Source organism: Ochrobactrum chromiisoli (assembly GCF_026241335.1).
Taxonomy (GTDB): Bacteria; Pseudomonadota; Alphaproteobacteria; order Rhizobiales; family Rhizobiaceae; genus Brucella; species Brucella chromiisoli.
This window is the reverse complement of sequence record NZ_JAPHAV010000001.1, coordinates 208,133-233,553: the sequence shown is the minus strand read 5'-3', so window position 1 is coordinate 233,553 and position 25,421 is coordinate 208,133. Positions and strand designations below refer to the sequence as shown.

Genomic DNA, 25,421 nt, shown 5'->3' with positions numbered 1-25,421 from the left:
TTTTCATTTGCAACAGTTAATTAGCCCATTCGCCGCCACGCATCACAGGCTCGCGGCTGCCATCTGCATTGACGCCATCAACGTCAATCTTGTCAGATCCGATCATCCAGTCGATGTGAATGAGGCTCGAATTGCCGCCCTGCGCTTTGATCTGTTCTGGCGTCAGCTTTGCGCCATCAACAAAACATTTCGAATAGCACTGGCCGAGCGCGATATGGCTCGCAGCATTTTCATCAAACAGCGTGTTATAGAACAACAGCCCGCTCTGCGAGATCGGTGAGGAATGCGGAACAAGCGCCACTTCGCCCAGGCGACGTGCGCCTTCATCGGTATCCAGCACCTTGTTGAGCACTTCTTCGCCACGGCTTGCCTTGGCCTCGACAATGCGGCCGCCTTCAAAGCGCACCGAAATATTGTCGATCAATGTTCCCTGATGCGACAATGGCTTGGTGCTCGATACATGGCCTTCAACGCGCAACGCATGGGGCGTGGTAAAGACTTCTTCGGTCGGGATATTCGGATTGCAGGTAACGCCATTCTTTGCCGTCGATGCGCCACCATGCCATTCATGGCCATCGGCGAGACCGACCGTCAGGTCGGTACCCGGACCCTGAAAATGCAGCGCACTATAGGCCTTTGCATTCAGAAAACGCGTGCGGGTGCGCAGCGCTGCATTGTGTGCGGCCCATGCCCCGACCGGGTCATCGACATCAACGCGGGAGGCTGCAAAGATCGCATCCGCCAGCTTGCGGGTCGCAACATTTTCCGTTTCATTCGGAAACATCAGCTTGGCCCATTCCGGGTTCGGATAGGAAATGATGTTCCAGTTGATGTCAAAACCGGCAATCTTTTCGAGTGCTGGCTGATAGGCTTTGGAATTGGCGCGATTGGCGCGCGAAACCTTTGATGCATCCTGCGCCGACAGCAGCATCGGATTATCGGCTGCAATGGCAAGACGGGCCGCCCCATTGGCATAGGCTTTCGCCATGCCTTCATAGAGCCAGTCGGCTGCACGATCAAAGCTTTCATCGCTTGCATTTTCATACCGTGCCAGCGCGATTGCATCATCTGAGAAAAACGGCGTGACAAGACCCGCGCCTGCTTTATAGGCATGTTTTGCAATCAGGCGTACCAGCGGCAGAGCAACAACGGGCGCCGTGATGACAAGGTCCTGTCCTTCGCGCAATTGCAGGCCCACACGCACGGCAACTTCGGCCAGACGTTCGAGTTTTACCGGATCGATGACGGGAGCGTTATTGTCAATTGCCATAGGGCTGCAAACCTCGTGTTTGAAAGAATCAGCGGCAGTGTATCAGAGCCCTTAATTTCACCACTCTTTTTCCTGCAACTGCGCTATATTCTTATAGCGGTCGATAATTTTTTGATTTTACGAGAGCAACTTCATGAAGAAAACTGTGCTTCTTATCCTCGGTCTGGCGGGACTGCTTGCAGGCTGTCAGACCATGACACCGGAACAGCGCCGTGCAGCAGATGAACAGACCTGCCGCAATTATGGTTTCAAACAAAGGACCGATGCTTTTGCAAATTGTATGATGCGGCTTGATCTCGACCGCCGCGCAGACAGTCGTGCATGGCAAAACAGAGCTGATTTCTACGATGGACCGATGGTAATTTATCAGCCAGTTCCCGTTGCAGTGCCCGTCAAATAAAAAAGCGCCCGCTAAGGGCGCTTTTTACATCTCAAGCTCTTGTTAGAGCGGTGCTTCCGGGCGTTCCTGCGACAGAAGCATCGCGCCGATTGCATCGACGTGCTTTTTGTCAGCCGCATATCCGAGTGACACATTTTGAACGTTTGGTGCCGTTTCATCAAATGTCGGCTGATAGCTTGCCACCTGCATCACAGCCGGCTTTTCAGCTGGCTTCACAGGAAGGGTCGCGAGCCGGTTGCCACGAGCCTGTGGGCCCGAACCATCATTCTGCCGCGCTTCAACGCTGTTAGCTGCTTCGGCCAGAGCAACCTGAACAGTTGGCTGCGCCTGCGGAACAGGAACATCCTGCTGCGATGTCACGTTATAGAACGGGCCATCGGGCATGGAAGGCGACTGTGGTGTTGATACATAGGCCAAATTGTAAGGTATCTGCGGAACAGGATTCTCCAACGCACCATCGCGGCCACGCTTTTCATAGAAAGAGTTTCCGCCAGCAACCAGCACATAATGCATGTTGCGATAGGGGAACTTGAGGCCCGCCGTGTGGAAGAACATCGCGTTTTTCAGCTTTGGATGACGCTTGCCCTTGAGAACGGCATCGGCTGCGGCCTCAACATCCGGCATTGCCTTGGAATTCATCTTGCGGCTCAAAACACCGGGCGCAAACTGGTTTTTCTGCCCCACAACGCCACAGATTGTGTCGGGATAGCTGCCCGATGCAAGGCGGTTCATTACAACTGTACCGACAGCCATCAGACCATCCGGGCTTGAGCGGTTTGATTCAAAGAACATCGCGCGCTCAAGGCACTCGCGGTCTCTGGCAGTGTAGGTGAAAGTCTTAACGCCATTGACGGTCTTGACGTGGCTGGTCGCCGCTGTCTTTTCCGTCTTGGCCTTGGTTGTTCCGCCTGTCGTCGTGCAGCCCGTCACCAAAAACGGTGCTACGAGCAACCCGATAACAACAGGCCATTTCCATTTACCAGCGCGCGTCAACGGACAAATCTCATAATTAGACCCCTTACCTGATCCAGCCTGTCATACGCGCCGCATAGGCGCTTGCAAAACCGGCTATGATGCAAAGCCAAATAGAACGAAAATCAAAAATCGACTGTTTTGCAGTTACGCATCGACTACAAGGTTTTTGAATTTTTAGGCCAAAAAAAGGCAAAGGGTCAAATTTCAAAATTCACGTCACCAATAGGATGATGATGAAATCAACTTGAATCATAAGCTTGAATTTTGCTGCAAACCCTTCAAATATATTAATAAATCCTTAATGAGACGCGTCAATTCTTATAAGGTATTGATTTAACGCGATTCAATCTGGTTACACACAAGCCACATCAGCGCCCCAATTCCCATTTTCTTTCAAGTTTTTAGCAATCGGAATTTTGGGCCAAAAAAGCACGTCGAAAACGCTGTTTTCACCACGCCAAATAAGTGCCTTCAACTTTATCGACAAAACTGTAATATCGCGTGAGAAGGGCCATTCCGGCGCTGCTGAAGACCATAATTTCCGAATCGGCTGTTGTTATGGGTGAGGCAGAAAGCCTCTCACCAAACAAAAATCTCGCCGCTTTTTTCAAGCAGCGAGATGCCAATATACACATTTGAGGATGCCTGAACGGCTATCCAAAGGAATAGCCCGCGCCGCGCACCGTGCGGATCGGATCAAGCGCGCGACCGAGATTAATGGCCTTGCGCAGACGTCCGACATGCACATCCACCGTGCGGTCATCGACATAAATATCCGGTCCCCAGACACCATCCAGCAGCTGACTGCGCGAGAAGACGCGGCCCGGCGACATCATGAAATATTCGAGCAGACGAAACTCTGTCGGCCCCAGGCGGATTTCTTTTTCCTTGCGATAGACGCGATGCTGCTGACGGTCGAGCACAAGCTCTCCGACTTTCAGCACATGCGAAAGCACGCTTGGATTGGCGCGGCGCAGCATGGCTTTAACGCGGGCGAGCAGTTCCGGTGTCGAAAAAGGCTTCACCACATAATCATCGGCACCCACACTCAAGCCCCGAACGCGTTCGCTTTCTTCGCCGCGCGCCGTCAACATGATGACCGGCAGGCGCTCCGTCTCTGGCCACTGGCGCAGACGGCGGCACAGTTCAATGCCGGATACGCCCGGCAGCATCCAATCAAGAATAAGCAGATCCGGTACGTTTTCACGCAGTGCAATCTCGGCTTCATCGCCACGCAATATTGTATCGACGTGGTAGCCTTCGGCTTCGAGATTATAGCGCAACAGCACGCTCAGCGCTTCTTCGTCTTCGACCACAGCAATCTTGGGTGCCTGTGACATGCAGAGTTTCCTATCGGGTTAAGCGTGGCGACAAATGCAATTCCCCCGTTCGACCGCGTGCCGCCGCGCCTTCATACATATTTGAAATGGCTCGTCGCATTGCTACGGCAAGCCACGTTTTCAGGATTTACGCGCCTCATCCACGACAATGCCGTGGCTCAGATCTTCTTTCGGGCGTTCCGCAGGCATTTGCAGGCCAGTCACGATATAATAGACCGTCTCCGCAATATTGGTCGCATGATCGCCAATGCGCTCGATATTTTTGGCGCAGAACAGAAGATGCGTGCAGGCAGAAATGTTGCGCGGATCTTCCATCATATAAGTCAGCAATTCGCGGAACAGCGAGGTGTACATCGCGTCAATTTCGTCATCGCGATCACGCACGATATTGATCTGCTGGACCGAACGCGTTGCATAGGCATCAAGCACGTCTTTGAGCTGCGTGAGCGCCAGTTCAGCCAGGGTTTCGAGGCCGCGATAAAGCTTGCCCGGCTGGCGCGATTCCGAAACAGCGGCAACACGCTTAGCAATATTCTTGCCCAGATCGCCCACGCGCTCCAGATCGGCAGAGATGCGGATTGAGCCGATGATTTCGCGCAGATCCACCGCCATTGGCTGACGCTTGGCAATGATCATCACAGCCTTGTCGTCGATCTCGCGTTCGCTGGCATCGAGAATAAGATCATCGGAAATGACGCGCTGTGCCAGCGCGTTGTCGGCATTGACAATCGCTGCAACGGACTGCTCGACCATGCGTTCGGCATGACCGCCCATTTCCGCAATCTTGTGGGTCAGGAACTGAAGTTCTTCGTCATATGCGCTAACGGTGTGCTGGGACGCCATAATAGACCTCAAAGTAAAGGTGGCAGGGAAGCGGAACCGAACCGGCTCTCGCTTTTGCTGAAATATTCCTTAGCCAAAACGACCGGTGATATAGTCCTGGGTGCGTTTTTCGGTCGGTGCGGTGAACATCACATCCGTGTCGCCCACTTCCACCAGATTGCCCAGATGGAACATGGCAGTGCGCTGCGAAACGCGTGCTGCCTGCTGCATGGAATGGGTCACGATGACGATGGTGTAGTTCTGGCGCAATTCGTCGATCAGCTCTTCTACCTTGGCGGTTGCAATCGGATCAAGGGCCGAGCACGGCTCGTCCATCAGGATCACTTCAGGGCTCACAGCAATGGCGCGTGCAATGCACAGACGCTGCTGCTGACCACCGGAAAGACCAGTGCCTGCATCATGCAGACGATCTTTGACCTCTTCAAAAAGGCTGGCCTTCTTGAGGCTTGTGACCACGATTTCTTCGAGATCGGTCTTGTTGCGGGCAAGGCCATGGATACGCGGACCATAGGCAACGTTTTCAAAGATCGATTTCGGAAACGGATTGGGCTTCTGGAACACCATGCCGACGCGGGCGCGCAATTCAACAACGTCGATCTTAGGATCGTAAATATCCTCGTTGTCCAGCGTGATCTTGCCAGCAATGCGGCAGCCTTCGATCGTATCGTTCATGCGGTTGAGCGAACGCAGGAAGGTCGACTTGCCACAGCCCGATGGGCCGATCAGCGCAGTGACCATCTTTTCGGGCACGTCCAAATCGACTTCGAACAGTGCCTGTTTTTCGCCATAGAACACACAGACCTTGTCGCCACGCATTTTAATCGAAGGGGCGTTGGTGTTCATTTTTTCTCCTACGACTTTTTCGAGAGATCGTTCAGTCATGAGATTCATCATTTCTCTCCCGTTTACCAGCGGCGCTCGAAGCGGCGGCGCAGAATAATTGCTGCAATGTTCATGACGGCGAGGAACAGGAGCAGGACGATAATAGCGCCTGATGTCCGTTCTACAAAGGCACGCTCGGCTTCATTGGCCCACATGAAAATCTGCACAGGCAGCGCCGTTGCAGGATCCATTGGGGTTGCTGGCATATTGGCAACGAAAGCCACCATACCGATCAGCAGCAGCGGAGCTGTTTCACCCAGTGCCTGCGCAAGGCCGATAATTGTACCGGTCAAAATGCCGGGCGCGGCAAGCGGCAGCACATGATGGAACACCATCTGTGTCTTGGATGCACCAAGACCAAGCGCAGCAGAGCGGATCGATGGCGGCACGGCACGAAGGGCTGAGCGCGTTGCAATGATGATGGTTGGAAGCGTCATCAATGTGAGCACCAGACCACCCACAATCGACGCCGAACGCGGCAGATTGAAGAAGTTGATGAAGACTGCAAGACCGAGCAGACCGAAGACAATCGATGGCACAGCCGCCAGATTGTTGATGTTGACTTCAATAAGGTCGGTCAGGCGGTTCTTCTTGGCATATTCTTCGAGATAAATCGACGCAGCCACACCGATGGGCAGTGCGAGCACCAGCACGATCATCATCATGTAGAAGGAACCGACCAGCGCAACACCCAGACCCGAAGTTTCCGGACGGCTGGACGCACCATTGGTGAACAGGCCCCAGTTGAAAGCCTCGCTCATGATCCCTTCATCGCTCAGCTTCTTGATCCATGCAAACTGACGGTCGGAAACCTTGCGGTTTGCCTCAGGCACCGAGAGATCAATCTGGCCCTTATAGGCCGAGTCAATGTCCGCAGCAGCCAGAACCGGAACGGTCTGCGTTGTGCCAATCAGCGACGGATTATCCATCACCATCTGGCGAAGCTGAACGCGGACACCATCGGAGAAGAAGCGTCCGACTTCGCGCATTTCTGCGCGATTTGTGGATGCCACACCGAGTTTTTCCGCCAATGCATTGCGCACCAGAAGCGGATAATTGGCCGTGATCAGCACATTCGGATCGGTTGCCAGTTTGTTACCCGGATCGATAACCTGCGCATCAAGCTTAACGGGCAGGTAAATCGTCGTCTGTCCAAACGCTGTATAGCCCTTCGAGAAAACCGAGAACAAAAGCGCGAAGAGGAAGAACACGCCAATCGCAATGGCGAGGATGCCATAGAGGCGGAAGCGGCGTTCGGCAGCGTAGCGACGCTTGATCCCGATATCGCGGCGCTGGGGCTTTGTTACCGCAGTGCCGGCATTGAGAGTTGAATCGGTCATTATTCGTACTGCTCCCGGTACTTGCGAACGATGTAGAGCGCAAAGATGTTCATGATCAGCGTCAGGACAAAGAGGGTAATACCCAGCGCAAAGGCAACCAGCGTCTGCGGCGAATCGAATTCAAGATCGCCCGTGAGCTGACTGACGATTTTGACAGTGATCGTCGTCATGGCTTCAAAAGGATTGGCGGAGAGACGTGCGGCAACACCGGCTGCAAGCACCACGATCATGGTTTCACCGATCGCACGCGAGGCTGTCATCAAAAGGGCGCCGACAATACCGGGAAGCGCTGCTGGCAGAACGACACGCTTGATTGTCTCGGAGCGCGTGGCACCAAGGCCAAGCGAGCCATCACGCAGCGAGCGCGGCACCGCGGTGATAATATCATCGGAAAGCGATGACACGAACGGGATCAGCATCACGCCCATGACCAGACCAGCGGTCAGCACACTCTGCGCCATGATGAAGCCCTGACCGCCCGCAATGGCCGCCGAGAGATCACGCAGGAACGGGCCAACCGTAATCAGAGCGAAGAAGCCATAAACAATGGTCGGGATACCGGCCAGAAGTTCTAGCACCGGCTTGACCACAGTACGCACACGCGGTGAGGCATATTCAGCCATATAGATCGCCGAGAACAGGCCAACCGGCACAGCAAACAGCATGGCAACAAAAGCAATATAGAGTGTACCGGCCAGAAGCGGGATCAGACCGAACTGCCCGACTTCACCACCCGAACCTGCGGCTGCAAAGCGTGGGTCCCACACGGTGCCAAAGAAGAAGTCCATCGGAGCAACCGACTGGAAGAAGCTCACAGTCTGAAACAGCACAGAGAAAACGATGCCGATGGTTGTGAGAATTGCGATGCCGGACGCAGCAATCAGCCCCCACAAGACGATGCGCTCGACATTGTTGCGCGCCCGTGTGCGGCGCTTGATGCCGGAAAGACCGAAAATCAGGCCAGCAACCGCGATAACCAGAGCAATTGCGCTGCCAAGCGTATGGGAAACCTTGTTTGCCTTATCAAGGAACAGAGCAACCGGGACCATATAGTCCTGACCTTCGGTCGCAAGCGCCACGCCCTTCGAGCCGAGCACGTCGCGCGCTTCCTTGTAAGTCTGCGGGAAACTGTCGATTTCAGCAGGCGTCAGCTTCTGCATGCCATCGGAGAGACTGCGGATCATGCTGAGCTGCAGACTGCGCTCGGAATAAGAGCCGTCCTCAACGGCAGCAGGCATTTGTGCTGTCGCGGTGTGATCAAGATAAACGGATGTGCCGATCGCCCAAACCGCCAGAAACAGCACTGCCGGTAACGCGGAAACGAGGAAAACCCACCAGCCATGATAAAGCGGGCGGGAATGCATTTTCTCTGCATTTGCACCTGCGGACCTGGCAGGCTGCGCCTTGTCAATTGCAACGGCGCGCTGACGACCTATGAAGAATCCGATCAGTCCGATTGCAACGACACTGACGAGAACCAGAAAGAAGGACATTCAATTTCCCCGGTTACCCCAAAAAATGCAGAAACAGCTTACCGATACAATAAAACAGCCAGCTTATTTCCACGCGAATACGCTTGTCATACCCAACCAGCGCCAAAGAGAAAGAACGTGGGGGCCAATGATCCCCACGTTCCACAGCTCAAAGCTTACTTAACTGCCAGAACCTTGCCTTCAGTGAAGGCAGTGCGCTGTGCTTCACGTTCTGCATCTGGCGCAGGAACCAGACCGTATTCAGCAAGCGGGCCGTCCGGGCCGACCATCTGTTCAGACAGGAAGAAGTCTACATATTCCTTGAGGCCCGGAATGACGCCCAGATGCGCCTTCTTCACATAGAAGAACAGCGGACGCGAAACCGGATATTCACCCGAGGCAACGGTGTCAGCCGATGGCGTTACGCCATTGACAGTGGCAACCTTGAGCTTGTCAGCATTGTTTTCGAAGAAATAGAGGCCGAAAACGCCAACGCCCTGCTTGTTGGAACCGATACGTGCCAGCGTTTCGCTGTAATCGCCATCAATATCAACAGCCCTGCCGTCCTTGCGGACAGCGATACAGGCGGAAGCGGCGGCCTTGTCATCAAGACCGGTCTTCTTGATTTCTTCAAGAGCGCCCGATTCTTTGCAGCCGTCAGCAAGAAGCTTTTCTTCAAAAACTTCACGGGTGCCATGCTTTTCGCCAGGGATATAAGCCGCAATGTCCCAATCCGGCAGGTCTGCATTGACCTGATTCCACTTGGTGTTTGGATTGTCTACGAGCTTGCCGTCAACAATAACCTTGGCAGCAAGTGCCTTATAAAGGTCAACCGGGGTAAGCTTCCAGTCCGGGCCGTTTACATCTGTTGCAAAGACGATACCGTCATAACCGAAACGGACTTCCTGAACGTCCTTGACGCCTGCGTCGATGCAGGACTTGAGTTCCGTTTCCTTCATCGGACGCGATGCGTTTGCAATATCGATGGTGTTTTCACCAACGCCCTTGCAGAATTCTTTGATGCCTGCGCCAGAGCCGCCCGATTCAACAACCGGCGTCTTGAAGTTCGGATAGGTTTCACCAAAGGTTTCGGCAACGATCTTGGCATAAGGCAAAACGGTCGAGGAACCGGAAACCTGAATCTGTTCGCGCGCGTTTGCTGCGGAAACCGACAATACGGCAGCAATTGCGAGCGCTGCGGTCGAGGAAATCATCTTGTTCATGAGCACCAGCCCCTGTTGTAAAAGACACATGACGAAAAAGCGTCAACAGCCATCTACGCGCTCTATATAACAGTCATATGACAGCTGTGTAACAGCTTTGTATCATTCAAGCATGGGTGCGGTTTCATGCCTATATATGCAAACATAATAATATATGACTCACGCATTGGGGCGAGAAAGAACATAAGCGGCGGAGCCCAGCATGAAGATTGCAACGCCTATCGCGAGCCATGGCCCCGGCTGCGCACCCCACCAGAACATGCCATAGCCGAATGCCATGCCAAGGCATGCATATAGTTTTGCTTTGGTGGGAATCGCGCCACGCTCACGCCATTTGATGATCATCGGACCAAAACGCGGATCGGCCAGCAGACGCGCCTCGAACTTCGGCGAGGAGCGCGCAAAAAACCATGCAGCAAGAATGATGAAGATCGTTGTTGGCATCACCGGCAGAATGGCACCGACGATACCAAGAGCCAGCATCAGCAAACCGAGGCAGAGATAAACAATACGCTTGCCCGCCGAGACCGGCGGCAATTCTTTATCGGCATCGTCCTGTTGCGTATTATCCTGCATGATATTCCATTCTGAAGATGAGCGCTTATAGCAGGATTTTGGCTTTTGCATGCATAGGAGGCGTGGACAAATCTGCGTCATCACGCAGGGTTTCAACAAAAGTTACAGCAAGGACTCCAAACTTGATCATCAAAAAAGCATCCACAGGTTGCAGTTTTCGCGAAAAAGGCCGGATTTTGTCATCTTATGGATTCCGATGGAAAACTAGCCATACAAATAAAAATTGTATTGGCTTGGCTAAGCCATCGCCCTGTCGCAAGCAGATTTTCTTGAGGATTACGCTTAAAAACATGACTCAAGGCCGTCATCCTCCAAATCCTAACGAATCGTAAGCAGATTTACAGAGATAATGCGATTCAATCCCAAATATTCCTGATTTCTTCTTGATAATCTAAATAAACAACGTCCAGTATAGGATGATATTCCGCTGAGATAATCGATTCTATCCCCTCATTATACTCTCAATAACATCACGCCATCGCCACATTTAGATTCCAGTTGGCACCGGTCTTTATCAGTCATGACTGTGAAGGCCTTTCGAAACGACTATTGGAATCACAATGAACTTCAAAATCCGTATGGCTATGCTCGCCGTTGCGACAACCGGTCTGTTCTCGATCACCGCAATGGAAGCTCAGGCTGCGCGCTGTGGCGGTGCTTCCTGGTATGCGCTGACCTCCCGCACGGCATCGGGCGAACGCATGAACCCAGCCGGTTTGACTGCAGCGCACAAAACATTGCCACTGGGCACCAAGGTTAAAGTGACCAACCAGCGCAATGGCAAATCGCTTGTCGTGCGCATCAATGACCGCGGCCCTTTTATCAAAGGACGCGTGCTTGATCTCTCCAAGGGCGCGGCTCAGCGCCTTGGTTTCGTGAGCGCAGGCCACACCAATGTGTGTTTCACACCGCTCTAACTACTTGATTTAATAAATTATATTGAAACCGCTATGGCCGCCATAGCGGTTTTTTTGTATGCATTTACACACGCAAAAGATGTATATAATCCACACCACCCGTGTTAACCATTAATTAAGAAGTTGGGCGAAGGCGCCACAGTCTTAATTGACTCAGGCCATGTTTCATATTTTAACTTTTCGTTAATAAATGCCCGTTGCGGGCTGTGAAAAGGGCGTTGAGTATGTTTTGTGTAGTTCGCTCCAGCTTGAAACTTATCGCTGCTGCCAGCATTGGCATTGCCGCTCTCACGCTCAGCTTTGGTGCGCAGGCTGCCTCCGGCCCTTTCATGCAGACGGGCAAGCTCACATCACAGCCAATCGGCCATTACGAATTCTGCAAGCGCGAAGCCGCTGAATGCAGCATCGTGAGCCGCGATACACGCGCGCTTTCGCTCAACAACAACAATTGGCAGCACATTCAGGCGGTCAATCTTTCGATCAATGAACGCATCAGGCCGATGACCGACATGGAAATCTACGGCGTTGAGGAATATTGGGCTTACCCGACCACGGTTGGCGATTGTGAAGATTACGCTCTGCTCAAGCAGCGTGAGCTGGCCAAGGCTGGCATTCCGATGACCGACCTGCTGATCACCGTCGTGCGCAAGCCGGACGGCGAAGGCCATGCCGTTCTGACCGTTCGCACGGATCGTGGCGACTTTGTTCTCGACAATCTGACCGACGAAGTTTTGCGCTGGGATGAAACCGACTACACCTATCTCAAGCGTCAGGCCGCCAACAATACAGGCCGCTGGGTCAGCATCGAAAGCCCGGACAATCTGCTGGTTGGATCGGTTAAATAAATTCAGGCAGAAGCGATCAGCCTTTCCGCTCCCATCCGATAGGAAATCGCACCGGCGAGGTGTATCCGGCTGATCTGATCGACACCGTCGAGATCAGCGAGAGTACGCGCCACTTTCAAAATGCGATGATACGCGCGGGCGGAAAAACGCATCTGTTCACTGGCATCGCGCAACAGTTTGATACCGGCAGCATCAGGCTTCGCCACGTCCTCAATCAGATTTGCCGAAGCATGGGCATTGGTCATTGATGAATCGAGCCCAAGGGCCGAATAGCGTGCGCTTTGGATGGCGCGCGCACGCGCCACACGCTTGGCAACGCTCTCGCTTCGCTCTGATTGCGATGGCTGAATGAGATCCAGTGCTGAAACGGCAGGCATATCAACGCGCAGATCAATGCGATCCAGCAATGGACCAGAAATGCGCGCCTGATAATCGCTCTGGCACCGCGGCCCGCGTGCGCAAGTATGCCCCGGTTCCCCTGCCATGCCGCAACGGCAGGGGTTCATTGCGGCAATCAGTTGAAAACGCGCCGGATAGCTGGTGCGGTGATTGACGCGCGCAATCATGCACTCACCGGTCTCAAGCGGCTGGCGCAAGGAATCGAGCACCTGCGGTGTAAACTCGGGAAATTCGTCGAGAAACAATACGCCATTATGCGCAAGTGAGACCTCGCCCGGGCGCGCACGCAAGCCACCGCCGACCATGGCCGCCATAGACGCCGAATGATGCGGGTCGCGGAACGGTCTTCGATCGGAGAGTTTTCCGCCGGAAAGCTCGCCCGCAATAGAGGCAATCATCGAAACATCCAAAAGCTCGCGGGGGCTAAGTCGTGGCAAAATGGAAGGCAAGCGTTGCGCCAGCATGGATTTGCCTGATCCGGGTGGGCCGACCAGCAGCAGATTGTGATTGCCTGCGGCGGCAATCTCCAGCGCACGTTTGGCCGTCTCCTGCCCTTTGATGTCAGCCAGATCGGGCGGCACATCGATTGAAACGCGCATGGAAGGCTCAGGCCGGGTCAGCACCTGCGAGCCTTTGAAATGATTTGCCAGCGCGATCAGGCTGCGCGGTGCAAGGATATCAATATCAGCGCCGGCCCATGCCGCCTCCGATCCGCAGGCATGGGGACAGATCAGCCCCTTATCCTCACGATTGGCGCTGATTGCTGCGGGAAGAACACCCGCAACAGCGGTAATCGTACCGTCAAGCGACAGCTCGCCCAGCATCATGTAAGATTGAATGGCATCGGCAGGAATCGCACCGATGGCCGCCATCAGCCCCACTGCTATGGGAAGATCGTAATGCGAACCCTCTTTCGGCAGATCGGCAGGCGCCAGATTAACCGTCACCCGTTTGGTCGGCATGGAGAGGCCTGAGGCATGGAGTGCTGCCTGCACCCGCTCCCGGCTTTCCGCCACGGCCTTATCGGGCAGGCCGACAATCGACATGCCCATTTTTCCCGGCGCCACCATCACCTGCACATCGACAGGCACCGCCTCTATGCCTTGAAAGGCAACCGTTCCAACGCGCGCTACCATATGCCCCCGCATAACACGCAGCACAGCTATAAAGTGAGCAAGTGCTTAAATACAACCAAAAGATTTAAGCATTTTCAGTGAATGCAATCAAGAGAAAGGGCCAGTCTGATTGTGTCAGACCGGCCCTATCATTATCATCTTTAAGATGTGATCTTATTTACGCTTGGCTTCAACAGCGTCCCAGAAGAGCGCTGCAATATTGGTGCCGTCAAAGCGCTCAATTTCGCGAATGCCTGTTGGCGAGGTCACATTGATCTCGGTCATGTAATCCCCGATCACGTCGATGCCGACGAGAATAAATCCACGTTCCTTGAGCGACGGGCCAATGCGCGCGCAGATTTCCTGCTCGCGCGCAGTCAGCTTGCTTTGCTCTGCACGGCCACCAACATGCATGTTGGAACGTGCGTCGCTTTCCGAAGGCACACGGTTGATTGCACCCACCGGCTCGCCGTCAATCAAAATGATGCGCTTGTCGCCTGAGCGCACATCCTTGAGATAACGCTGCGCAATGAACGGCTCTTTGAAGAGCTGGCCGAACATTTCGAGAAGCGAAGTGAGGTTGCGGTCGCCATCGGCCAGATGGAACACGCCTGCACCGCCATTGCCATAAAGCGGCTTCAAAATAATGTCGCCAAACTCGCGGCGAAAATCCATAACCTCTTGCGGGTCTTTGGTGATCAGTGTTTCCGGCATCAGATCCGGAAACTCGGTGACGAAAATCTTTTCCGGGCTGTTGCGCACCCATGCCGGGTCATTCACCACCAGCGTCTTTGGATGGATACGCTCCAACAGATGCGTATTGGTGATGTAATTCATGTCGAATGGCGGGTCCTGACGCAGCAGCACCACATCCATATCAGTCATGTCACGGCGCACAGGCTCGCCAAGCGTGAAATGATCGCCCTTGATGTCGCGCACTTCCAGCGTCTCAAGTCGCGCCGAAACAACGCCGTCACGCATGGAAAGCCGGTCAGGTGTATAGTGATAGAGTTCGTGGCCGCGCTTCTGCGCTTCAAGCGACAGAGCAAAGGTGGTGTCACCTGCAATATTGACCGTGCTGATATGGTCCATCTGGACCGCAACTTTTAGCGACATGATTTCCTCGCGATTCTTAGTTGCCGGAACTTAAAACGGATTCAACAAGCAATATAGTCCTTTCTGCTTACACAAATATTTGTAGCTGGATCGCAGCCCTGCGCTTGATTATGCTGACGGTCACCAAAATCGGGAGGAGCAGGTGAGCGCAGTCAAGACAACCATATTTGCCGACCATATTGCAGAGTTGGGCGAAGGTCCGGGTTATGATCCACTGACCGCGCAATGCTGGTGGTTCGATATTCTGGGGCAGCGGCTTATTGAGAGAGACGACAGCGGTGAAGTGCGCGCGCATGATCTTGGTATGAAAGCCAGTGCGCTTGCGGTCATTGATCGTCAACGCCAGCTGATTGTCAGCGAACATGGCCTGTTCGTACGCGAGCGCGCAAATGGACGCCTGACGCTGCATCACCCGCTGGAAGCTGAGAATGACATAACGCGCTCCAATGATGCGCGTGTGCACCCATCCGGTTCCTTCTGGATCGGAACCATGGGCAAGAAAGCCGAGAAAGATGCGGGTGCAATCTGGTGGTATCGCGAAGGGCAGGTAAAAAAGCTTTTCTCCGGCATCACGATCACCAATTCGATCTGCTTTTCACCCGATGGCAGGATCGCCTATTTTGCAGATACCGACCGCAATATTATCTGGCGGGTTGATACCGATCCCGAAACCGGTCTGCCCACTTCTGAAAAGAGCGTGTTTCATCATCGCGTAGAAGATGGTGGGGTTGATGGCTCGGTGGTGGACGCGGAAGGCACGCTGTGGAATGCCTGCTGGGGTGGGAGTGCGCTCAATGCCTATTCGCCGCAAGGGCGTCTGATCCGCTCAATAAAATTGCCGGTTACGCAGCCGACCTGCCCGGCCTTTATCGGTGCGGACGCCTCTGTGCTGATTGTCACCAGCGCATATGAGGGCATGAATGAAAATGCCCGCAATGCGGATCCGCATGCGGGCAAAGTCCTTTTGCTTGATCTGTCAGTCAGTGGTCGTCACGACCCACCGGTCAGGCTTTGAAGGTCAAACCCCTTCAACAATGACGATTTCGCCATCCGCCACAGTCTGGCGGATGGCTTTTGCCGCCTGATATTCGGGCGAATTATAACAATCGAGTGCGTGCTGCATCGTTTCAAATTCGATGATGACATTGCGGGCCCGGCCCGGTCCTTCGACGGCTTCAGCCTTACCGCCGCGCGCGATAAACTTCGCGCCATAGCGCTCAAAAGCTGGCTTGGCAGTGGAAACATAATCCTTGTAGCGCTCCGTATCACGGGCATCCACACGGGCAATCCAATAGGCTTTGGTCATTGTTTTCTCCTCCAGCAACTTATAGAGCCGACTTCATCTCTTCCAAAATGGCAAGGGCTGAAGCCCGGCGATCACTGGCGTTCACGATCGGGCGCCCAACGACGAGATGGCTTGCACCGGCTTTCAGCGCATCGGCAGGCGTCATGACGCGCTTCTGGTCGCCCTTGTCGCTGCCTGCCGGGCGAATGCCCGGTGTGACAACAGCCATCTCAGAGCCGATCGCCTGGCGGATCGCAAAAGCTTCGGCGGCCGAAGCCACAATCCCGCCCATGCCCGCATCACGCGCTTGCTCGGCACGCTTCAAAACCAGCGCTTCCGGTGTATCGGAATAGCCCGCTTCTTTGAGATCCCCCTCATCCATCGAGGTCAGGACCGTCACGCCAAGCAGGCAGAGATCAGAGCCTTTCGCCGCTTGCACAGCCGAGCGCATGGCTTTTGGATAAGCATGCAGCGTGAGCATCGAAACGCCCATCTTCGCAACATTTTCCACGCCCTTGGCGATGGTGTTGTCGATGTCCAAGAGCTTCATGTCGAGAAAGACTTTTTTCTTTGCCGCAATCAGGCTTTTTGCGAAATCAAGCCCGCCAGCAAACACAAGCTGATAGCCGATCTTATAGAAAGTGACTGCATCGCCGAGTTCTTCGACCACTGTCTCCGCTTCAGCAATGGTCGGCACATCGAGGCCCACGATCAGGCGATCCCGCAAATCTTTCGTCGTCATGCTATTCTCCGCTGTGATTTCTGATTTATTCGCACAACAGGGCGCGGTACGAAAGATACCGCGCCCTGAAATATGCGGATAGTACGGATTATCAGCGGCCCGGATGAACCGAATGCTTGATCAGACTTTTGCAAACAGCGCTCAGCATCTGTGCCTGACGTTCGTTTTTGAGCGTCCCATCATCATGGAAGGCATCGGCAGCACCACTGACCGAACATTGTTCGGTGACAACCTGCGTTCCAACAGCCATCAACACGGCGCGCAAATGATAGAGTCCGCGCATTCCCGCAAAAGCGCCGTTGGAGGTTGAGCAAAGCCCGACCGTCAACCCCGCATAAGGCTTGAGCGGCTTGTCGCCATCCTTTGAAATGCGGCTGATCCAGTCGATTGTGTTTTTAAGAAGCGGCGGGATCGATGCATTATATTCCGGCGAACAGATCATCAGCCCGTCATGCTCGGCCAAGAGGCGGCCAAGTTTCATGGCATTTTCGGGAATGCCTTCTTCGGCTTCCAGATCCTCATTCATCATCGGCAGCGGATAATCGGCCAGCGAAAGATGTGTGACCTTCGCACCCTGTTTTTCGAGTTCTTTTTCAGCCGCATCTGCCATATGGCCCGAAAAGGCTCCCTTGCGAATAGAACCGGCAAAAACCAGAATTTTTGCTGTCATAGAATTGCTTGCTCCGTGGGAATTCAGACGAGCGGGCTGCGATAGACCCAGAGCTGCGCAGGCGGCACATTGCGCACGACAAAGTCGTAATGCTGCACGATGTAATTGCCCTTGCCCGCTGGCACCGGCGGACGCGGGCCATAGGTAATCTGTATGAGCGGACGGCCGCGCGGCAGACGCGACAACAGGCTTTCCATCAGCCGAATGCGGCTTTCCATAGGAAAATTCAGCATGGGAACAGCGGAAACAATACTGTCGAATTTCTGATCTTTCATCTCGCCAAGCGCCAGGTCAAGATCAAACACATCGCCATGAATGATGTTTACATCAGGGTAAGTCTTGCTGAGATGCTCGACAAAATCCGACGAATATTCAACGCAGTAAAGATCGGCCGGCTTCACGCCATGCGCAAGAATGGCTTTGGTGATAACACCGGTGCCCGGTCCGAGTTCAAGAACAGGCAGGCCTGATTTGGTATCAATGACGCTCGCCATGCGTCGCGCCGTAATCGAGCTTGTCGGCAATATCGCGCCGACCGCTTTCGGTCCGTCTATCCAGCCTTTGAAAAAACGGATTTCCTCATCGAACTTAGCGGCCAGTTTCCTGCCGAGCTGCACTGCCATTCCAATTGCTCCCACTGTCGTTATCAGACAAGTTACCGTATCGGCCCGAAAATCAAAACTTATTTTTGGAAAGCGCGATGCGGCATTTTCAACGAGCAGAGTGTCATTTGTGCGGCCAAAATGCCAAACGGCAATACTTTTAGCCGTTATAGTGCGTTTATACGGTTAAAAGACCGCAGAGATCATCCTATTTGCGGCCAGACTACCCTCTTAAATTATTTAAGCAGGACAGGATCAGGGCGAGGCGTAAAAAAAGGGAGCCATTCGGCTCCCTTTTTTTTACTCACCTATACCTTCGAAAAACTCCTTCATCCGCGAGAAGAAGCCTGACGATTTGGGGCTATTCTCTTTGGATGAGAGCTGTTCAAACTCCTCAAGCAGCTCGCGCTGCCGCTTGGACAGATTCTGCGGCGTCTCAATGTCGATCTGGATATAAAGATCACCCACGGCCTGCTGGCGCAGAACCGGCATGCCCTTGCCCTTGAGGCGGAATTGCTTGGCGTTCTGTGTGCCTTCCGGCACTTTCACGCGTGTTTGTGTGCCATCCAGCGTGGAAACCTCAAAGTCACCGCCAAGAGCAGCCGTGGTCATTGAGATTGGCACTTTGCAATAAAGATCGGCACCATCGCGCTGGAAGAATTCATGCGGTTTGACTGACAGGAAAATATAAAGATCGCCCGACGGTCCGCCGCGCGTTCCCGCTTCACCTTCTCCCGCCAGACGAATGCGCGTTCCGTCTTCAATGCCTGCCGGAATATTGACCGAAAGTGAGCGCTCCTGCGTCACACGGCCCTGACCGTGACACTTGCCGCATGGGTCCTTGATGATCTGGCCACGACCATTACAGGTTGGGCAGGTGCGTTCAACCGAGAAGAAGCCCTGCGATGCGCGCACACGGCCAGAGCCGGAGCACATGCTACAGGTGGTCGGCTGTGAGCCAGCCTTGGCGCCAGAGCCGGAACATTCATCACAGGTAATGGAAGTCGGCACACGAATCTGTGCGGCCTTGCCGGAATAGGCTTCTTCCAGGCTGACTTCCATATTGTAGCGAAGATCGGCACCACGTTCGCGGCCGCCATTGGAGCGGCGGCGACCGCCACCCATCATCTCGCCAAAAATATCTTCGAAAATATCGGAGAAACCACCAGCGCCACCAAAGCCGCCACCGCCAAAACCATTGCCCATACCGCCATTTTCAAAGGCTGCATGACCGTAACGGTCATAGGCTGCACGCTTCTGCGGATCTTTGAGCGTTTCATAGGCTTCGCCGATTTCCTTGAACTTGCGTTCAGCATCCGGATTATTCGGATTGCGATCCGGATGATATTCCATAGCCAGCTTGCGAAAAGCGCTTTTGAGCACCTTATCGTCTGCTGTTCGCTCCACACCCAGAGCTTCGTAATAATCGATCTTCATCGTTCGTTATCCCGACGGCAGGAGCGAGCGCAAGAAATGCGGCTCCACGGTCCCATTTGGCGCAGATCGCTCAAAGCGGATCTGCTGGACTGTTGTCAATTTTGTCCGTCCGGTGCAACCGTCCCGAAAGGCCGCAAAAGCCCGGGAATGACCCGGGCTTGAGCGTTTACGGACAAGGCTTACGACTTTTTCTTGTCGTCGTCGATTTCTTCATAATCGGCGTCAACGACATCGTCGTTTGAAGAAGCCTGCTCAGCACCGGCAGCACCACCTTCTTCCGCAGCCTGTGCTGCTTCGTACATGGCCTGACCAAGCTTCATCGAAGCTTCGGCAAGAGTCTGGGTCTTCGCCTTGATATCTTCAGCATTGTCGCCTTCAAGCGCGGTCTTCAGCGCTGCAATTGCGCTTTCGATTGCCTGCTTGTCTTCTGCCGAAACCTTGTCACCATATTCCTTCAGTGACTTTTCAGACGAATGAACGAGGCTTTCACCCTGGTTCTTGGCTTCAACAGCATCGCGACGCTGCTTGTCAGCTTCCGCGTTTGCTTCCGCGTCCTTGACCATCTTTTCGATGTCGGCGTCCGAAAGACCACCCGATGCCTGAATGCGGATCTGGTGTTCCTTGCCGGTGCCCTTATCCTTGGCAGACACGTTCACAATACCGTTGGCGTCGATATCGAAGGTGACTTCGATCTGCGGAACGCCGCGTGGTGCCGGAGGAATGCCAACGAGGTCGAACTGGCCGAGAATCTTGTTGTCGGCAGCCATTTCTCGTTCGCCCTGGAAGACGCGGATCGTCACAGCCGACTGATTGTCTTCAGCGGTCGAGAAAGTCTGCGACTTCTTGGTCGGGATCGTGGTGTTGCGTTCGATCAAGCGTGTGAACACGCCACCGAGCGTTTCAATGCCGAGCGAAAGCGGAGTTACGTCGAGCAGCAGAACGTCCTTGACGTCGCCCTGCAGAACGCCGCCCTGAATGGCTGCACCCATGGCAACAACTTCGTCCGGGTTCACGCCCTTGTGCGGTTCCTTACCGAAGAACTGCTTCACGACTTCCTGGATCTTCGGCATACGGGTCATACCGCCAACCAGAACCACTTCATCAATGTCGCCAGCCTTGAGGCCTGCATCCTTGAGCGCTGCCTTGCATGGCTCGACCGTGCGCTGCACGAGATCATCAACCAGGCTTTCGAACTTCGAACGCGAAAGCTTGATGGCAAGGTGCTTCGGACCAGTCTGGTCAGCGGTGATGAACGGCAGGTTGATTTCGGTCTGCTGTGCCGACGAAAGTTCGATCTTTGCCTTTTCAGCAGCTTCCTTCAGGCGCTGCAGAGCAAGCTTGTCGTTCTTCAGATCGATGCCGCTTTCCTTCTTGAACTCAGCAACGAGGTATTCGACCAGACGCATGTCAAAGTCTTCACCACCGAGGAAGGTATCACCATTGGTGGACTTCACTTCAAATACGCCGTCGCCGATTTCGAGAACCGACACGTCGAACGTACCACCACCAAGATCGTAAACAGCAATCGTCTTGCCTTCGCTCTTGTCGAGACCATAGGCGAGAGCTGCAGCGGTTGGTTCGTTGATGATACGCAGAACTTCAAGACCAGCGATCTTGCCGGCATCCTTGGTTGCCTGACGCTGCGCATCGTTGAAGTAAGCCGGAACCGTGATAACGGCCTGCGTAACAGTTTCACCGAGGTAAGATTCAGCGGTTTCCTTCATCTTCTGAAGGATCATCGCGGAAACCTGCGATGGGGAATATTTCTTGCCGTGAACTTCAACCCAGGCATCGCCATTGTCGCCCTTGACGATCTTGTAAGGCACAAGATCCTTGTCCTTGGTGACCATTGGGTCATCAAAGCGGCGGCCAATCAGGCGCTTTACGGCAAACAGAGTACCTTCAGGGTTCGTGACCGCCTGACGCTTCGCAGGCTGACCAGCGAGGCGTTCGTCACTATCGCTGAAAGCGATAATCGAAGGCGTGGTGCGCGCACCTTCGGCATTTTCAATGACCTTCGCGCTTTTTCCGTCCATGACGGCGACGCAGGAGTTGGTCGTTCCCAGATCGATACCAATAACTTTAGCCATATTTCTCTCCATTCAGCAAACCGCCAAAACCTCTACCGAGCGTTCCATGAGCGGTTCCTATCAATTTCACAATGCCTGCTTCAAGGTGTGATGTCGGGAAGTGTTTTTCAAGCCGCCCGCCTTTTATCAAAGCCTGTGTGAGGCGTATATAAGAAAGGGTCTTTTTCACTGCAAGTCACAAGCGGCCTGACAAAGAAAGATTTCTTCCTGACAATTGTTCCAGTCACACAAATCAGACGTTCACAAAGCCGTCGCTTTTACCAGCGCGATATATTGCATCGATAAATTTCTGATTAGCCTTCGAGTTTTCCAGAGAAAACAGCATCACGCTTTCCCCTTTCGTGGCACGCACAAAGTTTTCGGCCTGAAGCTGATAGTGATTTATATCGGAAAATGACCATTCTGTCGCCTCCGTATGCCCGGCATTATGAAGTGTGATGCGGCCATGACCATATTTGCCGGTGTTGAAGGGCGCATGCACTTCGATAAAGCCTTTGTCACCGTGAAAAACCATGGTCTGACGACCGGCAAGCTGCGTGGCAACATAAAAGCTTAGATCAAAACCATCAAAGCGTGCCGACACATTGGCATAACGATCCGTACCAAACTTCGGATCGAACTCGACCGTCGCCTGAACCGAGAGCGGCTCTTTCTCTGTCACCATGCGCGTCACAACGGTTGGATAAACACCAATATCCGGCAGCACACCGCCGCCCAGTTCCGGCTGATTGCGCATATTGGTCGGATCATTGTTGAAATAGCTAAAAGCTCCCTGGACATGGCGCAGCGTGCCAATCGCGCCGTCTGTGAGAAGATGACGCAACTTGATCCATTGTGGATGGTAATAAACCATGAAGGCTTCGGCTATTGTCACTTTGTGCTTGTTGCGGGCTGCAATCAGCTGATCAATGTCGTCGGCTTTCAGCGCAATCGGCTTTTCGCAAAGCACGTGTTTGCCAGCCTGCGCAGCTTTGAGTGTCCATTCGATGTGCTGCGAGGTAGGCAACGGGATATAAACGCCATCCACTTCATCGCTTGCCAACAACTCTTCATAGGAACCGAAGGCCAGCGGTGCCCCAAAACGGTCCGCCACAGCGCGGGCACGCGCCAGATCGCGGCTGGCGATTGCATGAACAACACCATTGTCAGATACACAAAGTGCCGGAATAACCTGTGTGACGCCAATCTTAGCGGTGGAAAGAATACCCCAACGAAACATGCTATTCCTCTCTTTGAAGTTCATCGCTCGTATCCCCCATGGTTCGACAACCAGTTCCGGCCAGTACTCAAGCGCGCGTTGAGCTTTAACATTGTATGTATTGCGGTTATCGATGACACGATTGGGGCGTAAGAGGAATGAAAAAATGTCTTTGAGACCGAAAGGCGCGTGAACACATACCGTTCCGTCTGTTTCAAGCCTTGCGCCCACACATTGTGCAATTGCGGGATATCGTTCGATTGATTGCGTAGCGGAATAAAGCGGTTCATAAGGCTGGCCAAAATGTTGCTCAAACCACAAATGAACCCGAGCCTGGTTCCGTATTTCTACGGGCAGAGGAAAATCTTCGAATCGTATGGCACCTCTATCGATAAACTCACTCTCAGCTCCCCATGAACAATCACCGGCATCAAAATAGGCTATATCGATATCTTTGATGCCATATCCCGACGACCGCTCCGTCAATGCATTCCATACCGTATTATAAAGTGCTCCCGACACGATCCAACAATCGGGTAATTTCAAGTCACGAGCTCGATGCAAGGCATCTCTCAAAAGCGGATCATTCAAAATGATCTTTATGAAAAGTTCCTCTTGCGCGTTTGGTTCTAGACAGGAATGACGCAAATGTTTCAATGAAATCTCCTGACTTAAAAAATGACATAATAAAAAGACCCTGCAAATAGCAGAGTCCTTTATTTTCCATATAAAAAATACGCTTACATCTTCCGCAGCGCACGCGGTGCAAGGGTTAACAGGCCAAGAAGCGTCATGATTACGCCTACCCAAAGCGGCGCATACAGGCTGTAACCTGACGACAGTGCAAAGCCACCCGCCCATGGGCCAAGCGCCAGTCCGATATTGATGACCGATGCATGCATGGCATTGACCAGTGCACCCGGATGCGCGATTCGCATCACACGGGCAATGAAAGCCGGATTGAGCGCAATACCCGTCAGACCAATCATGACAATTGCCAGCACCGTGGCAAATTTCAGCTCGGCAAACAGTGCAAAGATCACCATCGCAGCCAGCATGATCAGAATGCCAATGAAAATAGTTGCAATCGTATGGCGGTCCGCAAAGCGCCCGATGACATAATTGCCGATAATATTGGCCGCGCCGTAGACCGCCAGCAGGAGTGGCAATTGCGCTTCCTCAAAGCCTGCAAGCTGCGCCGTGATCGGCGACAGGTAGCTATAGACCGAAAATGATGCGCCAATCACCAGCGCGCTGGTTGCATAAGCGCCCCAGAGTTTCGGCTTGCGCATTTCGTTGAGTTCGGAGCGTAAGTTGACCTCGGCATTGTCTGGCCTCGCTTCAATTTTGAGCGCAATCACCAGCGCACAGAACAAAACCAGCACCACAATCGCCCAGAAACTGGCCCGCCAGCCAAAGCTGTTGGTGATGGCGGTTGCGAGCGGCACGCCCAAAACCGTGCAAAGCATCAGCCCCGCAAAGACCAGCGAGGATGCACGACCGCGCAGTTCAGGCACCACCAGCTTCGCGGTGATTGCCAGCATCAGACCGAAACTGGTCGCCGCCGCCATGCCGGTGAGAACACGCGCCACCAGCATCACATGAAAATTACTTGTTAAAGCAGCAATACTTTGCGCCACAGCGTAAAAAATCAAAAGGAACAGCAGACCACGCTTGTTCTCGATTTTCAGCGCTAAAAACAGCACCGTCACCAGTGGACCGCCAATCGTCATGCCCAGAGCATAGACTGAAATCAAGTTGCCGATATCGGAGATGGAACGTCCGAAGGCTTGCTGAAGGGCGGGCATCATGCCCGAAATCATCAGTTCGGACGTTGTCAGCGCAAAAATGCCCAGCGTCAAGCAATAGACCACCAGAGGAATGGCGCGCGCCTGATTTGAGGACGTAGAAACCCCTTCCGCCGCAAGGGCAGAATCACACACTTCGTTCATGGGACGAATCCTATTTATATAGTCGGTACTACATAATGCATAACGCCTTGCTACGGCGCGTCAAGGGAATTATATATAACCAACTATAGAAAGGGAGAAAAATGGTTCCGCGAGGGCGTCCACGCAGCTTCGACCGCGATGCTGCATTGGAAAAAGTCATGAAGGTTTTCTGGAGCAAAGGTTATGAATGTGCCCAGATCAACGACTTCACAGCCGCGATAGGCATCACGCCGCCGAGCTTTTACGCGGCCTTTGGCAACAAGGAGCAGGCGTTTCGCGAAGCTGTGGACTATTATCGCCGTACCATTGGTGCCGCCCCTTTTGAGGCGCTTGAAAACGCGTCAACCATTCAGGATGGTATGCGGCAATGGCTGGAATTGAGCGCTGACAGCGCCTTTGAATGTCCGGCTGGCGGCTGCATGATCAGTGTCAGTTCCATCCAGTGCAAGCCGGAAAACGTGCCGGTAAAGGAATTTCTGAAAGCTGTGCGCCATAGCAATCATGAGCGGCTGTCCCATCGCCTTGAACGCGCTGTTGCCGATAAAGATCTGCCTGCAAGCACTGACCTGACGCAAATGAGCGAATTTTATCACATGATCCAGCAAAGCATTTCCTTTGAAGCACGCGATGGCAATTCGCGCGCCGCCGTTCAAAAGATCATCGATATGGCAATGCTCGCCATGCCTATACGGCACGCCGCCCAAAAGCATGAACCGGTTTAAAGCAAAAGCC

At 53.6% G+C, this 25,421-nt stretch carries 25 protein-coding genes and 1 pseudogene; 5 read left to right on the top strand and 21 right to left on the bottom strand.

Going from position 1 to position 25,421, the window contains the following annotated elements; genetic code table 11:
• Nucleotides 1–16: 16 nt before the first annotated feature.
• Nucleotides 17–1,270, bottom strand: a complete 1,254-nt coding sequence (locus OPR82_RS01160) for an aminopeptidase (RefSeq protein WP_265982534.1) — start codon at nucleotides 1,268–1,270, stop codon at nucleotides 17–19.
• Between the two features lie 133 nt (nucleotides 1,271–1,403).
• Between OPR82_RS01160 and OPR82_RS01155 the strand changes: the two genes are divergently transcribed.
• Complete coding sequence (locus OPR82_RS01155; protein WP_265982533.1) at nucleotides 1,404–1,670, top strand: hypothetical protein; 267 nt, start codon at nucleotides 1,404–1,406, stop codon at nucleotides 1,668–1,670.
• 42 nt (nucleotides 1,671–1,712) lie between these two features.
• Here OPR82_RS01155 and OPR82_RS01150 read toward each other — a convergent pair whose 3' ends face one another.
• The 8 genes from OPR82_RS01150 to OPR82_RS01115 form a co-directional block, all read right to left on the bottom strand.
• A complete protein-coding gene (locus OPR82_RS01150; protein ID WP_265982532.1) occupies nucleotides 1,713–2,663 on the bottom strand; it encodes a cell wall hydrolase in 951 nt (316 codons plus the stop codon).
• A gap of 635 nt (nucleotides 2,664–3,298) precedes the next feature.
• On the bottom strand, nucleotides 3,299–3,985 hold the full coding sequence (gene phoB, locus OPR82_RS01145; protein ID WP_094505949.1) for a phosphate regulon transcriptional regulator PhoB: 687 nt from the start codon (nucleotides 3,983–3,985) through the stop codon (nucleotides 3,299–3,301).
• A 120-nt stretch (nucleotides 3,986–4,105) separates the two neighbouring features.
• Nucleotides 4,106–4,828: a phosphate signaling complex protein PhoU gene (gene phoU, locus OPR82_RS01140; protein ID WP_187543658.1), complete on the bottom strand. Its 723-nt coding sequence runs from the start codon at nucleotides 4,826–4,828 to the stop codon at nucleotides 4,106–4,108.
• A 69-nt stretch (nucleotides 4,829–4,897) separates the two neighbouring features.
• Complete coding sequence (gene pstB, locus OPR82_RS01135) at nucleotides 4,898–5,671, bottom strand: phosphate ABC transporter ATP-binding protein PstB (protein WP_250039376.1); 774 nt, start codon at nucleotides 5,669–5,671, stop codon at nucleotides 4,898–4,900.
• 62 nt (nucleotides 5,672–5,733) lie between these two features.
• Nucleotides 5,734–7,050 carry a phosphate ABC transporter permease PstA gene (gene pstA / locus OPR82_RS01130; protein ID WP_265982526.1) on the bottom strand — a complete coding sequence of 439 codons (1,317 nt, stop codon included), beginning with the start codon at nucleotides 7,048–7,050 and terminating at the stop codon, nucleotides 5,734–5,736.
• The gene (pstC, locus tag OPR82_RS01125; protein WP_265982524.1) at nucleotides 7,050–8,543 is read right to left on the bottom strand and encodes a phosphate ABC transporter permease subunit PstC; all 1,494 of its coding nucleotides are present in this window, start codon (nucleotides 8,541–8,543) and stop codon (nucleotides 7,050–7,052) included. Before pstC ends, pstA begins: the two co-directional genes overlap by 1 nt.
• 155 nt (nucleotides 8,544–8,698) lie before the next feature.
• Nucleotides 8,699–9,745, bottom strand: a complete 1,047-nt coding sequence (locus OPR82_RS01120; protein WP_265982522.1) for a PstS family phosphate ABC transporter substrate-binding protein — start codon at nucleotides 9,743–9,745, stop codon at nucleotides 8,699–8,701.
• Nucleotides 9,746–9,904: 159 nt separating this feature from the next.
• Complete coding sequence (locus OPR82_RS01115) at nucleotides 9,905–10,321, bottom strand: YbaN family protein (protein WP_265982520.1); 417 nt, start codon at nucleotides 10,319–10,321, stop codon at nucleotides 9,905–9,907.
• Between the two features lie 560 nt (nucleotides 10,322–10,881).
• Here OPR82_RS01115 and OPR82_RS01110 point away from each other — a divergent pair.
• Both OPR82_RS01110 and OPR82_RS01105 read left to right on the top strand, forming a co-directional pair.
• The gene (locus OPR82_RS01110; protein ID WP_187543663.1) at nucleotides 10,882–11,238 is read left to right on the top strand and encodes a septal ring lytic transglycosylase RlpA family protein; all 357 of its coding nucleotides are present in this window, start codon (nucleotides 10,882–10,884) and stop codon (nucleotides 11,236–11,238) included.
• Between the two features lie 224 nt (nucleotides 11,239–11,462).
• Nucleotides 11,463–12,083 (top strand): transglutaminase-like cysteine peptidase, encoded by a 621-nt coding sequence (locus OPR82_RS01105; protein WP_265982519.1) that lies wholly within the window; start codon nucleotides 11,463–11,465, stop codon nucleotides 12,081–12,083.
• Nucleotides 12,084–12,085: 2 nt separating this feature from the next.
• Here the strand turns inward: OPR82_RS01105 and OPR82_RS01100 are convergent, their stop codons facing one another.
• Both OPR82_RS01100 and gshB read right to left on the bottom strand, forming a co-directional pair.
• Nucleotides 12,086–13,618: a YifB family Mg chelatase-like AAA ATPase gene (locus OPR82_RS01100; protein WP_265982517.1), complete on the bottom strand. Its 1,533-nt coding sequence runs from the start codon at nucleotides 13,616–13,618 to the stop codon at nucleotides 12,086–12,088.
• A gap of 153 nt (nucleotides 13,619–13,771) precedes the next feature.
• Nucleotides 13,772–14,713, bottom strand: a complete 942-nt coding sequence (gshB, locus tag OPR82_RS01095) for a glutathione synthase (RefSeq protein ID WP_265982515.1) — start codon at nucleotides 14,711–14,713, stop codon at nucleotides 13,772–13,774.
• A gap of 142 nt (nucleotides 14,714–14,855) precedes the next feature.
• Here gshB and OPR82_RS01090 point away from each other — a divergent pair, with 142 nt between their 5' ends.
• The gene (locus OPR82_RS01090; RefSeq protein WP_265982513.1) at nucleotides 14,856–15,728 is read left to right on the top strand and encodes an SMP-30/gluconolactonase/LRE family protein; all 873 of its coding nucleotides are present in this window, start codon (nucleotides 14,856–14,858) and stop codon (nucleotides 15,726–15,728) included.
• A 3-nt stretch (nucleotides 15,729–15,731) separates the two neighbouring features.
• On the opposite strand, the gene OPR82_RS01085 is transcribed toward OPR82_RS01090, so the two are convergent.
• From OPR82_RS01085 to OPR82_RS01040, 10 genes and pseudogenes are all read right to left on the bottom strand, one after another.
• The gene (locus OPR82_RS01085) at nucleotides 15,732–16,019 is read right to left on the bottom strand and encodes a DUF1330 domain-containing protein (RefSeq protein ID WP_007872716.1); all 288 of its coding nucleotides are present in this window, start codon (nucleotides 16,017–16,019) and stop codon (nucleotides 15,732–15,734) included.
• A gap of 19 nt (nucleotides 16,020–16,038) precedes the next feature.
• Nucleotides 16,039–16,740, bottom strand: a complete 702-nt coding sequence (pyrF, locus tag OPR82_RS01080; protein WP_265982508.1) for an orotidine-5'-phosphate decarboxylase — start codon at nucleotides 16,738–16,740, stop codon at nucleotides 16,039–16,041.
• Between the two features lie 91 nt (nucleotides 16,741–16,831).
• On the bottom strand, nucleotides 16,832–17,410 hold the full coding sequence (locus OPR82_RS01075) for an NADPH-dependent FMN reductase (protein ID WP_265982507.1): 579 nt from the start codon (nucleotides 17,408–17,410) through the stop codon (nucleotides 16,832–16,834).
• A gap of 23 nt (nucleotides 17,411–17,433) precedes the next feature.
• Nucleotides 17,434–18,033, bottom strand: coding sequence for a phospholipid N-methyltransferase PmtA (gene pmtA / locus OPR82_RS01070; RefSeq protein ID WP_265982506.1), 600 nt, complete (start codon nucleotides 18,031–18,033; stop codon nucleotides 17,434–17,436).
• 279 nt (nucleotides 18,034–18,312) lie between these two features.
• On the bottom strand, nucleotides 18,313–19,449 hold the full coding sequence (gene dnaJ / locus OPR82_RS01065; protein WP_265982505.1) for a molecular chaperone DnaJ: 1,137 nt from the start codon (nucleotides 19,447–19,449) through the stop codon (nucleotides 18,313–18,315).
• A gap of 179 nt (nucleotides 19,450–19,628) precedes the next feature.
• Entirely contained in the window at nucleotides 19,629–21,539 is a 1,911-nt protein-coding gene (dnaK, locus tag OPR82_RS01060; protein ID WP_265982503.1) for a molecular chaperone DnaK, read from the bottom strand.
• A complete protein-coding gene (locus tag OPR82_RS01055) occupies nucleotides 21,532–21,708 on the bottom strand; it encodes a hypothetical protein (RefSeq protein WP_265982502.1) in 177 nt (58 codons plus the stop codon). Before OPR82_RS01055 ends, dnaK begins: the two co-directional genes overlap by 8 nt.
• 63 nt (nucleotides 21,709–21,771) lie before the next feature.
• Complete coding sequence (locus OPR82_RS01050; RefSeq protein ID WP_265983810.1) at nucleotides 21,772–22,758, bottom strand: Gfo/Idh/MocA family protein; 987 nt, start codon at nucleotides 22,756–22,758, stop codon at nucleotides 21,772–21,774.
• A 57-nt stretch (nucleotides 22,759–22,815) separates the two neighbouring features.
• Nucleotides 22,816–23,283, bottom strand: a pseudogene (locus OPR82_RS01045) (nucleotidyltransferase family protein); the annotation flags it as partial.
• Nucleotides 23,284–23,477: 194 nt separating this feature from the next.
• Nucleotides 23,478–24,689, bottom strand: a complete 1,212-nt coding sequence (locus tag OPR82_RS01040; RefSeq protein ID WP_265982501.1) for an MFS transporter — start codon at nucleotides 24,687–24,689, stop codon at nucleotides 23,478–23,480.
• Nucleotides 24,690–24,790: 101 nt separating this feature from the next.
• Here OPR82_RS01040 and OPR82_RS01035 point away from each other — a divergent pair, with 101 nt between their 5' ends.
• Complete coding sequence (locus OPR82_RS01035) at nucleotides 24,791–25,411, top strand: TetR/AcrR family transcriptional regulator (RefSeq protein ID WP_265982500.1); 621 nt, start codon at nucleotides 24,791–24,793, stop codon at nucleotides 25,409–25,411.
• Nucleotides 25,412–25,421: the final 10 nt, after the last annotated feature.

What these genes read in the sequence shown, in the direction of transcription:
- OPR82_RS01120 (WP_265982522.1), bottom strand. Translation starts at nt 9,745, where the DNA reads ATGAACAAGATGATTTCCTCGACCGCAGCGCTCGCAATTGCTGCCGTA.
- pstB (WP_250039376.1), bottom strand. Translation starts at nt 5,671, where the DNA reads ATGAACACCAACGCCCCTTCGATTAAAATGCGTGGCGACAAGGTCTGT.
- pyrF (WP_265982508.1), bottom strand. Translation starts at nt 16,740, where the DNA reads ATGACGACGAAAGATTTGCGGGATCGCCTGATCGTGGGCCTCGATGTG.
- pstC (WP_265982524.1), bottom strand. Translation starts at nt 8,543, where the DNA reads ATGTCCTTCTTTCTGGTTCTCGTCAGTGTCGTTGCAATCGGACTGATC.
- pstA (WP_265982526.1), bottom strand. Translation starts at nt 7,050, where the DNA reads ATGACCGATTCAACTCTCAATGCCGGCACTGCGGTAACAAAGCCCCAG.
- dnaJ (WP_265982505.1), bottom strand. Translation starts at nt 19,449, where the DNA reads ATGAAGATCGATTATTACGAAGCTCTGGGTGTGGAGCGAACAGCAGAC.
- gshB (WP_265982515.1), bottom strand. Translation starts at nt 14,713, where the DNA reads ATGTCGCTAAAAGTTGCGGTCCAGATGGACCATATCAGCACGGTCAAT.
- phoU (WP_187543658.1), bottom strand. Translation starts at nt 4,828, where the DNA reads ATGGCGTCCCAGCACACCGTTAGCGCATATGACGAAGAACTTCAGTTC.
- OPR82_RS01075 (WP_265982507.1), bottom strand. Translation starts at nt 17,410, where the DNA reads ATGACAGCAAAAATTCTGGTTTTTGCCGGTTCTATTCGCAAGGGAGCC.
- OPR82_RS01085 (WP_007872716.1), bottom strand. Translation starts at nt 16,019, where the DNA reads ATGACCAAAGCCTATTGGATTGCCCGTGTGGATGCCCGTGATACGGAG.
- pmtA (WP_265982506.1), bottom strand. Translation starts at nt 18,033, where the DNA reads ATGGCAGTGCAGCTCGGCAGGAAACTGGCCGCTAAGTTCGATGAGGAA.
- dnaK (WP_265982503.1), bottom strand. Translation starts at nt 21,539, where the DNA reads ATGGCTAAAGTTATTGGTATCGATCTGGGAACGACCAACTCCTGCGTC.
- OPR82_RS01035 (WP_265982500.1), top strand. Translation starts at nt 24,791, where the DNA reads ATGGTTCCGCGAGGGCGTCCACGCAGCTTCGACCGCGATGCTGCATTG.
- OPR82_RS01110 (WP_187543663.1), top strand. Translation starts at nt 10,882, where the DNA reads ATGAACTTCAAAATCCGTATGGCTATGCTCGCCGTTGCGACAACCGGT.
- OPR82_RS01105 (WP_265982519.1), top strand. Translation starts at nt 11,463, where the DNA reads ATGTTTTGTGTAGTTCGCTCCAGCTTGAAACTTATCGCTGCTGCCAGC.
- OPR82_RS01155 (WP_265982533.1), top strand. Translation starts at nt 1,404, where the DNA reads ATGAAGAAAACTGTGCTTCTTATCCTCGGTCTGGCGGGACTGCTTGCA.
- OPR82_RS01160 (WP_265982534.1), bottom strand. Translation starts at nt 1,270, where the DNA reads ATGGCAATTGACAATAACGCTCCCGTCATCGATCCGGTAAAACTCGAA.
- phoB (WP_094505949.1), bottom strand. Translation starts at nt 3,985, where the DNA reads ATGTCACAGGCACCCAAGATTGCTGTGGTCGAAGACGAAGAAGCGCTG.
- OPR82_RS01115 (WP_265982520.1), bottom strand. Translation starts at nt 10,321, where the DNA reads ATGCAGGATAATACGCAACAGGACGATGCCGATAAAGAATTGCCGCCG.
- OPR82_RS01040 (WP_265982501.1), bottom strand. Translation starts at nt 24,689, where the DNA reads ATGAACGAAGTGTGTGATTCTGCCCTTGCGGCGGAAGGGGTTTCTACG.
- OPR82_RS01050 (WP_265983810.1), bottom strand. Translation starts at nt 22,758, where the DNA reads ATGTTTCGTTGGGGTATTCTTTCCACCGCTAAGATTGGCGTCACACAG.
- OPR82_RS01100 (WP_265982517.1), bottom strand. Translation starts at nt 13,618, where the DNA reads ATGGTAGCGCGCGTTGGAACGGTTGCCTTTCAAGGCATAGAGGCGGTG.